The 12,575-nt window shown below is 62.6% G+C and carries 9 protein-coding genes; 2 read left to right on the forward strand and 7 right to left on the reverse strand.

The window, feature by feature from the left end; genetic code table 11:
• Nucleotides 1–126 precede the first annotated feature (126 nt).
• Entirely contained in the window at nucleotides 127–1,215 is a 1,089-nt protein-coding gene (locus tag MRX98_RS20550; RefSeq protein WP_246914620.1) for a hypothetical protein, read from the reverse strand.
• Between the two features lie 170 nt (nucleotides 1,216–1,385).
• Here MRX98_RS20550 and MRX98_RS20555 point away from each other — a divergent pair, with 170 nt between their 5' ends.
• A complete protein-coding gene (locus MRX98_RS20555) occupies nucleotides 1,386–2,981 on the forward strand; it encodes an FAD-dependent oxidoreductase (RefSeq protein WP_246914622.1) in 1,596 nt (531 codons plus the stop codon).
• Here the strand turns inward: MRX98_RS20555 and MRX98_RS20560 are convergent.
• Nucleotides 2,966–4,240: a B12-binding domain-containing radical SAM protein gene (locus MRX98_RS20560; protein WP_246914624.1), complete on the reverse strand. Its 1,275-nt coding sequence runs from the start codon at nucleotides 4,238–4,240 to the stop codon at nucleotides 2,966–2,968. The two genes, MRX98_RS20555 and MRX98_RS20560, sit on opposite strands and share 16 nt — an antisense overlap.
• 96 nt (nucleotides 4,241–4,336) lie before the next feature.
• Nucleotides 4,337–5,614, reverse strand: a complete 1,278-nt coding sequence (locus MRX98_RS20565) for a hypothetical protein (RefSeq protein WP_246914625.1) — start codon at nucleotides 5,612–5,614, stop codon at nucleotides 4,337–4,339.
• A 339-nt stretch (nucleotides 5,615–5,953) separates the two neighbouring features.
• Here MRX98_RS20565 and MRX98_RS20570 point away from each other — a divergent pair, with 339 nt between their 5' ends.
• Nucleotides 5,954–6,598, forward strand: coding sequence for a C-GCAxxG-C-C family protein (locus tag MRX98_RS20570; protein ID WP_246914627.1), 645 nt, complete (start codon nucleotides 5,954–5,956; stop codon nucleotides 6,596–6,598).
• 117 nt (nucleotides 6,599–6,715) lie between these two features.
• Here the strand turns inward: MRX98_RS20570 and MRX98_RS20575 are convergent, their stop codons facing one another.
• The 4 genes from MRX98_RS20575 to MRX98_RS20590 all read right to left on the reverse strand — a co-directional run.
• Nucleotides 6,716–9,802: an efflux RND transporter permease subunit gene (locus tag MRX98_RS20575; protein WP_246914628.1), complete on the reverse strand. Its 3,087-nt coding sequence runs from the start codon at nucleotides 9,800–9,802 to the stop codon at nucleotides 6,716–6,718.
• Complete coding sequence (locus MRX98_RS20580; RefSeq protein WP_246914629.1) at nucleotides 9,799–10,935, reverse strand: efflux RND transporter periplasmic adaptor subunit; 1,137 nt, start codon at nucleotides 10,933–10,935, stop codon at nucleotides 9,799–9,801. Before MRX98_RS20580 ends, MRX98_RS20575 begins: the two co-directional genes overlap by 4 nt.
• Nucleotides 10,932–11,564 (reverse strand): TetR/AcrR family transcriptional regulator, encoded by a 633-nt coding sequence (locus MRX98_RS20585; RefSeq protein ID WP_246914630.1) that lies wholly within the window; start codon nucleotides 11,562–11,564, stop codon nucleotides 10,932–10,934. Before MRX98_RS20585 ends, MRX98_RS20580 begins: the two co-directional genes overlap by 4 nt.
• A 144-nt stretch (nucleotides 11,565–11,708) precedes the next feature.
• The coding region (locus MRX98_RS20590; protein WP_246914631.1) for a flavodoxin family protein at nucleotides 11,709–12,575 on the reverse strand (867 nt) is incomplete at its 5' end.

Raw genomic sequence — 12,575 nt, forward strand, 5'->3', positions numbered from 1 at the left:
TCGCAGACATCGGATCAAGCTGGACAGGATTCGCCGCTGGGCGCGGCACAAGTTTCCAGGGTCCGCCAACAGGGGGTCACGGCAGGCCCCTGCAAGGGGCCCGCCCCTTTCTTCTTTCGTGACCGTTCAGAACCTCCCCAGCACCACTTCGGAAGGATCGAGGATGCCGGCGCTCACCAGTGCCCGCTGATAGGCGGTGGACTCCCGCGACATGCGCACCGTCGCCCCCGAAATGGTGTCCACCGAGTCCTGCGCCGTGCGGGTGGCGCCGGAAACCGCATCGGCACCGAACACATTGTCGGCATTGATGGCCCTGCGATAACGTGGAATGGACCAGTCCACCAGCGATTCGACCTCGGTGGCCTTCTTGCCCTTCAGGTAAGCGGCAATGGCGCGATAGTTGCCGTCCCACCCACCGGTACCGAAATAGCCATAGCGCACCGCCAGCGGTTGGGGTCGGCCGGCTTGGAATTGCACCCCCAGCGCTTGCAGAAAGGACCTGACCGTGGAAAATTCCGTGATCCCCTTGAAGATTCCCTCACGGTAAATGCTGTCGGACCAAGTGTCCATGTTCAGCGGATTGCGGTCCGCCAAGGCCTGCCAATTGTCGGGCTTCAAATAACCCGAGCCCGACGTGCGCACGGTGGGCACCCAATGGCCGCTGCCGATGGTCAGCTCGGACAGAACGGTATCGAAATCGAATTGCGCATCCAACTTCAATTCGAATTGATAACGCGTGATCGGGTCCACCAGGGCCGCGGCCACGGTGCCGTCGGAGTTGACCGCCACTGCATAAAAGGACATCAAGTCCACCGTGTAAACGGTGAACATGGAAGTACCGTTTTGCCCGGGTACCGCCGGTCGGGGGTCGGTATCGAAATCCACGGCCACATAAGCGTTGCCGCTCTGGCGCGTGGTCCAGAAACCGTCGACCTTAACGAAGAAACGCATTTTCAAGTCCGTAATGGTTGCCTCATCATCAAGGGTGAGAATGGCTTCGATAAACTGATCGGCCTCCGCCAGAGGCGTCCCCGCTGCTTCACCGCGCCAGGAATAGCCCACATATTGTCCTTTGAGGGATTTGGTCGGCGTTTCCCCTCCTCCCTCACCGCCGCCACCGCCGACACCGGCGGCCATGAGCGCAAGAGGGGCCAGAAAAATCATCGAAAAGGCGATTGTCAAGACGATCCGGGATGACATATGACGTATCTTCATGGATTGATCTCCTGTATTCTGTGATGGATAAAGGCCGACAGGCATGGCGACAACCCGTTGCCCTCTCGAACGTTGCGGTTTTGTGTTTCAAAATAATGTTCGCGCGCTTTGCTGTCAAAGATGAGACGGCGAGAGCCCTGCACCACGACATCTAAAGCTGGAGGAGAAACATGGACGCCGACGTCATCATCATTGGAGCCGGCCTGGCCGGCATCATGAGTGCGCATGCGGCTTGTGAACAAGGGGCCCGCGTGCTGTTGCTGAGCCGCAAGGCCGTGGGCCTGGCCGGCAATTCCGCCATTTCCAACGGCATCTTCGCCGGGCCCACCCGTGACTACCCGCCGGATGCCTATGTCCGTGAAACCATCGCCATCGGCGCGGGGCTCAACAGTCGATCCCACGTGGAAACGGTGGCGCGGGAGATCGGTCCCGTCATCGATCGGTTGCGCGCCGCGGGCTGCGCCGTCGCCGAAAGACGCGACCATTACATGGTGCCCCCCGAACGCCCGGATCGCATTCCGGGAATGACACTGATGCAACGCATGGCGGCAAGCGTGAAAGGACTTCCCGGACTCACGGTACGAACAGGCTTTCACGTGCTGGACATCGTCACCAGGGAAGGCCGGGTCCAGGGTGTGACGGGGATCGACAAACAAGGCCGTGGCAGGGTGTTATGCGCTCCGGCGGTCATCCTGGCCTGTGGCGGGGCGGGGGCTCTCTATCGGCGCAACGACAATCAAAAAAGGGCCTGGGGCCAGGGGTATGCCATGGCCCTCAGGGCGGGGCTCGAACTGCGGGACATGGAGTTCGTGCAGTTCTACCCCTTTGTGCACGCCCAGCCCGGCGTCACACCCATCCTGCTTTATCCCCCTCTGCCAACCAACGCCCGCCTGATCGATGAATCCGGCCAGGATGTGGCCACCCGATGGGGCCTGGGCAACTTGAACGCGTTGATCCTCAAAAAGCGGGACGAATTGTCGGCCCTGATCCATAAAGAAATGGAGAAGGGACCGATCTACATGGATTACCGGGACGTGCCGCCGGCCGAATGGGAACGCCCACCCTTGGCCATGCTGCAAAAGCTGAGGTTCGATTTCCGAAGCAAGCCCTTTGCCGTGGCGCCGGCGGTTCACTTCTGCATGGGCGGCATACCGACCGCCCCGGACGCTCAAACCGCCCTGCCCGGTCTGTTTGCCTGCGGCGAGGTGGCCTGGGGCCTGCATGGCGCCAACCGCCGGGGCGGCAATGCGCTGTCCGAATGCCTGGTTTTCGGCCAGATGGCCGGAACCCGGGCCGCCAGCTGGGGATTGTCCAACCCCTTGCCTGACGCCACTACAGGAGAAGCACCGCCCGACCCGCCGCGATCGGACAACGAAGCCGAGAACAGCCGTTTGCGCGCCCTTGGCAAGGATCTGCGGGAGGTCGCCTGGCGCCACGCGGGCATTGTGCGGCACGCGGAAGGAATGGAAAAGGGCATGGAACGGCTGGGTCAAATCCAGAGCGATCTGAATGCAACGACCCCCACGACCCTCGACGGCACCATCAAACGGTGGGACCTGCTGGGCGGCTGCCTGGTGCTGCGAACCATCCTCGCCACCGGCATTGCCCGCCGGGAAAGCCTGGGCAGCTTCAAACGCCGCGACTTTGCCGACACCCCGGCGCAAAGCCGCTTCGGCAATTCAGCGGCCCGCTGCGATGGAGCGAACGGAAGAATAGCGGTCACTTTCGTGAATCCGGATACGGTTGAGGATCAGATCACCACATAAGAACGGGATCGGGCCCACTGCCGCAGCCGGTTCGGCAGCCACTCCGCCAATCCCCGCGCCAAATAAAAACGGGGTTGCAGCAGATCGTCACCAGCCGCCAACCGGCCTTCCGCGAAGGCGGTGGCGGCCAGCGGCGTACCGGGGTAGATGCGGATACCGGCGGTGAGCTGCAGTGCCTCCAAACCAAGCCCATCGGCAAAGGCCAGGCTCTCCTCCACCGTGTCGCGGGTTTCACCAGGCGCGCCGAAGAGGAGAAACCCCATCCGTTCGATGCCGTGGTCGGCACACAACTCGGATGCATGGCGCACCTGATCCGGCTCGAAACGCTTGCCCAAGCTGCGCAGCACCGACACACTGCCGCTTTCGAACCCCATGCTGACCGACCGGCAACCGGCGGCGGCCATCGCTGCAATCAGCTCCTGGTTCACAGTGGCGGGATAGAGAATGCAGCGCCACACCATGTCCAAACGCCGTTGAATGATTTGGCGGCACAACGCCAAGGCATAGCCGTTGGGCAGGTTGAAGGTATTGTCCACGAAGTAGAAGTGCTTGAAACCGGCCGCCACCCACCCGGCGATCCACTCCACCACCCGTTCCGGCGAGTGCTTGCGCAGCCTTGTGCCCTCGATGCGCGGTGTGGAACAGTAACTGCACCGCAACGCACAGCCGCGCCGGGTCTGCACCGGGATCCAAGTGGTTTGGTCCTGCGGGGCCGAAGACACGAGCATGTCGTGTGCCGGCAGAGGCAGTCGATCCAGCGTGTCACAATGGGCCCGTGGCTGCCGCGGCACCCGGCCGGGCAGATACACGCCCGGCAAATCGGACACATCACGGCCCTCCGCCAATCGTGCCAACAACGCCGGCATGCCCACTTCACCCTCGCCGGCGATGCCCATGTCGGCCCCCAGGTAGGCAAGGGCGCTCGCGGGAAAGATGCTGTACCCGGCCCCGCCCACCACGATGGGCGCCGACGACGCATCGCGGCAAGCCGCCACCACCGACTTGACCTTTTCCAGCAGAAACTGGGTCGCCTCCCGTTTCTGGTCGTCAATGTTGCGCACCGAAACACCGATGCATGCCGGTCGGAAGGACCCGATGGCATCCGCCGGCGCCGTCCGCGCCTCCTTGCCGGACATCAGGTCGAGCAGCGCCACCTGGTGACCGGCCTGCCGGGTGGCTTCGGCCACACAGGCCACCCCCAGCGGCATCACCGGCATATTCAACGCTTCCGTATTGGCGGAGATGAAAAGAACTTTCAACGGCCTACCTTTCGCTGCGACCCGCACACCCTAAACATTCCAATGCGATGCTCTATCCGCTCATATCTTACCACGGATCCACGAAGGCGTGTTGGCCTACTCGAGCCTTGCCAGCGCCTCGCCGCGCTTGGGTTCGGCCTGCCAGTCGGCCCAGCGCAGTTTCGCGAAGAATTTCTGCAGATCGCGATCCATCCGCATCAGCGGGCTCTTGTCCAGCGCCTTGAGTCGTTCGGCCACCTTGCGCCGTTCGTCGATGATCTCCCGGCGCTGCTGTTCGTAGAAGCCTTCGAGGGTTTCCAATGCGCGTTTGGTGCGGAACTGGTCCCTGAGAATGCCGGCATCCTTTTGGCCCTCCTCGTACCATCCCAGAAAGCCCCGCGGCAGATCGGCAATGCCCGTGATGGTGGAGTACCCGGCCAGCCCGGAAACCACATCCGTGGGAATAGAGTTGGACCAGTTGATGTAGTTCTTGAGAATGGACTTGAAAACGTTGACCGACAAAATATTGCGCAAGTCGGCCAATTGGGTCTGCACTTCGGCCAGGGCGTCGTTGCAGATGGTGTACAACGCCTTCCACTTGTCCATCATGAACTGCATCTCATAACGTTGCAGCATGGCGTCGTCGGTGGGCAAACCTTGGAAAACGACGGTGGTGTCCAGGCGCTTCTTGCGGATCATTTTGCCCAGATCGCCGACTTCGGTCCGGATGGTGCCGATCTGCTTGCGGGCCAGGGCGAACTGGCCGTCGAGCAGGTTTTGGGAGGCCTCGTTCATATAGTGGTCCAGACGCTCCAGGGTGCCGCGCAAACGGAAATTTTCGGTTCTTGAAGCCTGCATGTACCGTGTATTGAACCACCCCGCCGTGGGGAGGGAAATCCAATACTCCGAGGCTTTGGGGGTTTGCTTGGGCACCGGTTGCTCCACCCAGCGATGGGTGGGGGCGCCTCCCGACCCGGATTCTTCGAGCAAGGTGCGGTAACGCACCAGGGTGGTGCTCAGTTGTGCCTTGATCCGGCCATCGGGCTGCAGCCGGCCCTCGATCACGCCGAGGTATTCGCCGATCACCACCGGGCCACCGGGAGGATGCTTGCTGTAGCCGGCCGGCGCAATGGCGTGCATGACGGAGCGCTGTTCCGCCTTGAGCACCCCATTGCGAAAAGTGCCCGTTAATTGGTAACGCATCTCGATCCGGGTCTCGCCTTTGCCCGGTTGGGCCGCGCCCTGGGTCACCGACGTCCATGCGCCCGTGACCCGTTCGCCGTCGAAGTGGTACACCACCGCATCCTGCTGCACATTCTCCATCTGGAGGGCGGGAGACACCTCCACCGAAAACCGGCGCGGCAGGTCGGGCCGGTTCGCTTGAGCAACGGCCAACGCCGCGGTATTTAAAAATCAACAAGACAACCAGGGATGTCAACATTCGCATGCAAGACAACGGCATGGGATCTCCTTTCAGCCCCCGATGGCATTTTCATTTCACAGCGGTTATTCATGCATCATCGGCAGATGGATGAAAAACATGAGCCGTGTCGGGCCGTCCAACCCCGACCGCCGCGGGATATCCAACGCGATCATCCATTATGGCACAGCCGGCACCGGTGTCTTGAGAGCGTTCTCAGCGCCGAACAACAACCCTTCGCGGTACGCCACCGATTGGGTTATAATCCAACATGGCGTTCCATTTTCGGCAAGATCCGACAAGGAGAAATAGGCATGACCGATCTGAAGACCATCCGACAAAGAGCGACCGAACTGGCCCGGCGGGATTGGGACCTACCCGCCATCACGGCCCGTTTCAAAGACATGGTGGACCACGGCATCCCCCGTCAATCAATGGCACCGGCCGACCTGATCCGCGAAAAGGAGGCGTTTCTGGACAAGGTCCAGCACAACGCGGAACAGTACTGCTATCTGACCCGCAGCTGCGCCAAGGGATCCGCCTTGGCCCTTTTGGAAGCCTTCGGCCTGGGCAACATGGAGATCATCCGGGCCCTGGCCCCCTTTCCAGGTATGTGCATGTCGGGTGGTCTGTGCGGCCCCGTGACCGGCGGGCTGATGGCCATCGGGCTCTATTTTGCCGATGACGACCCGGCCGACGTCGCCAACACCGCTCACTATGCCGCCGGCAGGCAATACCTGCAGCGATTCGAAGCCGCCTTCGGTAGCCTTTTATGTCCGGACATCCAAAAATTGCTGCTGGGAAAAGCCTACGACCCCTTCGCCGGACCGGACGAACGCGACGCCTTCAACCGATCCGGCGCCCGGGAAAAATGCCCGGTCGCCCCCGGCCTGGGCGCCCGCATGGCGGCGGAAATCATCATTGAGGGCATGGAAAAGCAAAACCGCCCTCATGCTTGATGGTCGTGGGCATGAATCGGCAACGCGACGGGAGGGGTGAAGCACCCTTCCGGCAAGGCGCGGCAGGCGAGGGGTTGTTCACGGATTGCCCTATCGCAAACCCGGCGGGAGTCGCCATCAGGTTGCCTTGGGGGTGCCCTCCGCGGTGATCTTCATCAGCAATGGAACAATCACCAAAGTAAACAAGGTGGAGGCCAGGATCCCGCCCACGATCACCGTGGCGAGGGGCGAAAAGCGCTCGGACCCCACCGCCAGCTCCAATGCCAGCGGCAGCATGCCGGCGACGGTGGAAAGGGCCGTCATCATGACCGGACGGAATCGGGCGACCACGGCATCTTCCAGCGCCCTATCGATGGATGCGCCGGCTGCCAGCCGTTGCAGGACGAACTCCACCAGGATGATGCTGTTGTTCACCACCACCCCCACCAGCAGAATGATGCCCAGCAGGGCCGGCATGGAGACATACTTACCGGCCACCAACAGGCCCGCGGCGACACCGATGAATTGCAGCGGCACGGCCGACATGACCACCAGGGGGCGTCCCAATGAACGGAACTGCACCACCAGCAGCAGATAGACCGCCAGGGCGCTCATGGCCAGGGCGCGCAGCAAGCGGCCTTGCGCCTCGGCCATATCCCGTTGCTCGCCGGTGATCACTGCACTGTAGCCAGGCGGCAAGGCAAGCGCGTCCAGCGCCCGATCCGCCTCGGCCACGATGTGCGAGAGCGGTCTTTGGCCGGTGACCCAGGCCCGCACTTCCAGGGTGCGGCGAAAATTCTCGCGGGAAATGAGCCGGGGCCCGAAAGTCGGTTGGAAGGCGGCGACCTCGGCCAGGGGGACGGCGGCACCGTCGGTGCCGATGAGCACCACCTCTTCGAGCCCTTCCCGGTGGCGACGGTCGGTATCCAGGTAGCGCACCACCACGGTCAGGTCGCGCAAACCGCTTCGTCGATAAGGCGTGACGGTCTGCCCGTCCAGCGCCCGCTGCACATCACGGGCGATGGCGGTGCCGCCGAGGCCCACTTCGGCGGCCCGCTCCCGATCGATGACCACACGCATTTCGGGACGATCCAAGGCCCAGTTTTTATACGGATCGCGCACCCCTGAAATGTGGTGCAGCAGAACCGCCACATCGTCGGCCAACGCGTCGAGGCGCTGGATATCCGTGCCGCTGATCTCGACCACCACGGGCGCCGAGGTGGTGGGACGCGCCGTTCCGCCCTGCTCCTGAAAAACGGCCAGGGTGATGCCGGGCAGTCGACGTGTCTTCTCCCGCACCCGATCCATGATGGTCCATTGGGAATCGGCCCGCTTGTTGCGCGGCGAGAGATCCACGCTGATTTCGGCCTGGTGCGTGTCCATGGCACCACGGCCGCCCAGATAGCGCGCACCCTGTTCATAGCCGATGCGGGTGCTGACGGCCGTTACAGCCGGTTCCGCCAGCAACGTCTTCTCGATGACCGCCACGGTGGCCTGGGTTTCATCCAGGGCGGTGCCGGGCACGGTGTCCACCAGCACCCGAAAGCTGCCCGAATCGAAACGGGGCAGCATTTCACTGCCGCCAAGACGCAGCGTCACCAGGCTGCCGGCCAAGAGCACCACGGGCAGCGTCAGAGCCAGCACCGGATGGCGCAGCCCTGTGGCCAACAATCCCAGATAGATGTCGCGCACGGCGACCACCATTGTGTCAAAGGGCGCAAGCAGGCGATCCAACAAACTCGGCCGGCCTGCCGGCCGGGTCCAGGTAGCGGCGATCAGGGGGACCACAGTCAGCGAGACGACCAGGGAAGCGGAAAGGGCGAAGACCAGTGTCAAGGCCAACGGTCGGAAAAGCTGGCCGACGAACCCCCCCAAGAGGGTCAGCGGCAGCAAAACAGCCAGCGTGGTCAGGGTGCCGCCGGTACTGGGCAATAAGATTTCACCGGTGCCCTCGATGGCCGCCCGACGAGGCGACAAACCTTGCTCCAAACGGCGGTGAATGTTCTCCAGCACCACAATACTGTCATCGACCAACAGGCCGATGCCCAGGATGATGGCCGACATGGTGACCATGTCCAATTGCAGCCCGGCCGCCTGCATCATGGCAAAGGTGGCAAGAAATGAGATGGGAATGGAGGCGGCCACGATCATTGATTGGCGGGCATCACCGAGAAACAGCAGCACCACGATGACGGTCAGGGCGATGGCGCTGAGCACCGTGGCGGTCATGCTGTTGATCACCACCCGGGTAAAGGCCGAATCATCTTCGGCCATGGCGAAATCCACATCGGGGGCGGTTTGTCGCAGTTCTTCGAAGACCTTCATCAGTCGGTCGGCCACTTCGACGGTATTGGCTTCGTCCCGTTTGAGGATCTGTACGGCAATGGCGGCCCGACCGTTGTGACGATAGGCCGCACGCGGCTCACCGGCGACAAAGCGCACCTCGGCCAGATCGGACAGGCGCAGCAGATGTTCACCGCGTCGCTGGACCACCAGGTCCGCCACGTCCGCCGCGCCGGTCAGCGGTGTGTCGAATCGCACGACGGACTCCCGGTTGCCCTGCCGGAGCCGCCCGCCCGCCTCGGTCAGGTTCCAATTGCGCAGCACGGCGACCACTTGCTCCTGGGTCACGCCGTGACTGGATAGTTTGTCCCGCTGAAGCTGCACCTCCAACTGCAGTTGATGAGCACCGATCACGTCCACGGCGGCCACTCCGGGCACCAGGTTGAGGCGGTCCCGGATGCGGTTCTCCGCCAAATCGCGCAACTCAGCCAATGGAACGGTTGCGCTGGTCAGCGCCAGGGTGACAATGGGACGCGCAGCGGACGAAAACTCCTGAATCTGCGGCTCCCCCATGGTGGCGGGCAGGTCGGCGCGGATACGGTTGATGGCGCTTTGCACGTCCACCGCGCCGGTGGCGCTGGAAGCGCCGTAATGCAGTTCCACCTCGACCACCGACAACCCTTCCTGGCTGGAGGAGCGAATGGCGCGCACATCATTGATGCCGGCGAATTCCTCTTCCATCAACTTGCTGACGTTTTGCTCCACGTCCTCGGCGGCCATTCCCGGATAGGGCGTGATCACCGTCACCATGGGCGGATCGGTGTCGGGAAACAGTTGCACCGGCAGTTGGTAACGTGCGTCTATGCCCAGCAACAGAACCGCCGCCAAAACCGCCAGCACGGCATGGCGGTGATCGAGAATCCAGCGGGGAAAGCCGTTCATGGCCGGTCTCCGATGGTAACCGCGACACCGTCCACCAGGGCCGGATGCGGCGTAAGAATGACCTCATCGCCCGGCGCCAGGCCCGTTTCGATCACAACCCGCCCCTGGTATTCCGGTCCCGTGGTCACCGGCCGCCGTCGGGCGACATCCTTTTCGACCGTAAAGACATAACGTTCCGCATCGCGCCGGTGCACGGCCTCGACGGGCAAGACCAGCACCCGGTCCCGCTGGAAAATGCGCAGCCGCACCACTGCTTCCATGCCGGGTGGCGGGTGACCGCTGCCCGCGGGCAGTACAATCTCGGCCAAGGCGCCACGGCCGGGCGTTTGCAGTGCGGGATGAATCCGGTCCACTTGGCCTCGCATCACCCGGTCCAGGATCGACACATGGATCTCGGCCGGTGTGCCTTGTGCAATCTGCGGCACATCCTTCTGCGCAATGGCGAATACCACCTTGACCGTGCTGGTGTCGATCAGTTCCACCAGCGCCCGCCCCGGCGCGGCCATATCGCCGGTGAACACGAAAAGGTGTCCCACCACACCGTCGAAGGGGGCTTCAATCCGTGCGTAACCGCGTCTGGTTTCGGCCACCCGCAGCGCCTGGCGGTTCTCTTCGCGGGCGGCCTGCAGGGCTTCCACCCGGGTACGCGCCTCATCGACCTGTTCTTCGGTGGCGGCTGACGCGGCGAAGAGTTGCCGGCGGCGTTGGAGCAGCTTCTCGGACAATGCCAGCTCGGTGGCAACGGCGCGCTGCGCGGCTTGCAGCCGTTCGATTTCGCGCCCCAGCTCCTCATCATCGAGTCGCACCAGCAGATCACCGTGCCGCACCACCTGCCCGGTGCGCACCGGCAGCGCGACGATGCGGGCGGTCAATCGGCTTTGCAACACCGCCTCTCTTTCAGCGGCAATGGTGCCCGGATAGCGTTGCCAGCGTTCAAAGGGTTGGAGGGACAATCGCATGGTCGCCACGGCCGGCGGCGCGGTTTCTTCCGGTGCGGGCGGATCCAGCGCCACTTGCAGGCGGGCCGCTGCTTTTATGCCGATCCAGGCACCCGTCAGCAGCACCACAAGCAATACCACCGCCTTCTGCTTGACGCTGAGTAAGGGCTGCTTCTTACCTACGGATTGGTTCATTTTGCCTCCTCGCACCCACCGTGGCCTGGTTTGGCCATACCGCGACGCAACATGGCGAACAACGGCGCGGCCTGTTGCCGCATCAGTTCCGGACGGCCGGCCATCATCGATTGCATGACCAGCCCCTGAACAGCGCCGATCAACAGTGTCGCAGCGGCACGGTTGTCGACTTCGGCCGCCACCTCGCCCGCGGCCTGGCCCGCCGCGATTAAGACGGCGATGCGTTGGCCGTAGCGCCCCATCAGGTCCCGCGCGATCTGTTTGGCCGCCGAATCCTCCGCGCGTTGCAGTTCACCGAACATCATGCGCGGCACCCCTGGGTGGTCGGCGACAAAGGCGATGTGCGCCAGGAACATGGCTTCCAAAGCCGCCAGGGGCGAAGCCGTCTGCCGCGAGGCCTTGTCAACGCTGTCCAGCAGACGTTTGGCCACCCAACCCATAACGCTCTCCCAAATGGCATTTTTATCTCTGAAATGACGGAACAAGGCCCCCTGGGTGAGGTGCATGTGCTTGGCAATGGCCGCCGTCGTGATCTCGCTGGGGTTCTGCTGCGCCGCCAGCTCGATGACCGCCTTGACGGTGGCGATCCGACGCTGTGCGGCCGGCAGATGTTTGGTTGTTGCCGGCATTTCGCTACTCCCTCCCACTGATCGATGTTAGTAATTAATTACTAACATAATGGGCAACCGATGCGCCGTCAAGGGATGGCAGTACCTTTCGGCAGTTGGCATGTAAGAGATTTGTGACCGACCCCCACCGGCGGATGGGAAACGCTATGCGGATAGCGCTTGCGCCAAAGCGCGCCCCATTTGCCGGGCCTGCTGCATCACCGCCTCTTGTGTTTTGACCTTGGCCCGGTCAAACACCCCGAACACCGGCAACTCAGCGATGATTTGGTAGCCCAGCGCTTCCAGCGGATAGCGCAGGGCCTCCAAAGTGAACCCCATGTCCGCCGCATCGGGCTGCTCACAGATCGCGGCCAGAACGGCTTTGCGGCCCTGCCCGGCCAGACGGCTCGACCAGCCCCTGGGGCGATGGTCGTTGAAATCATAGAAACAGTAGAGCCGATCGATGAAGGCTTTCATCCAGGCGGTGATATTGTAGGTGTGTGTCGGCGAAACCAGTACAAGCCCTTGTGCGGCGAGGAAATCAGGATAAATGAGCGTCATCCCGTCCTTCAACCCCTTGCACACCCCTGTCTTGCGGCATTTTTCGCACCCGATGCACCCCTGGTACTGGTAGTCACGCAGCTGCACGCCGCGTGAGCGAACGCCGCAATCAGCGACGCCTTTGAGGATTTGCCTGACAAGGACATCCGAATTCCCTCCCTTGCGGGGACTGCCCGCCACGCCCAGCACGAAGGCATGCGGGATGTCGGCATGGCCACGATTTCGGAAAACAGTTTCGCTCACAACAGACCTCCTTTGAGATAAGCATTCAAACGCCGATGCCACAATAATACGCAATCCCCCGATTGTGGCCACAGAAATCAAGATCAAAGTCGGGATCGAGATCGCATTGCAAAAGACCGCCCGGGCATTTTCAACTTCGCCGCCCGGTATCTGTTGAACAGGGCGACGGGTGTAGGATTGAGGCCGCTTTGGTGAAATACCTCCTAACCTTCGGCCACCGGCAACCAG

The sequence above is a fragment of the Desulfatitalea alkaliphila genome, assembly GCF_022968795.1.
Classification (GTDB): domain Bacteria; phylum Desulfobacterota; class Desulfobacteria; order Desulfobacterales; family Desulfosarcinaceae; genus Desulfatitalea; species Desulfatitalea alkaliphila.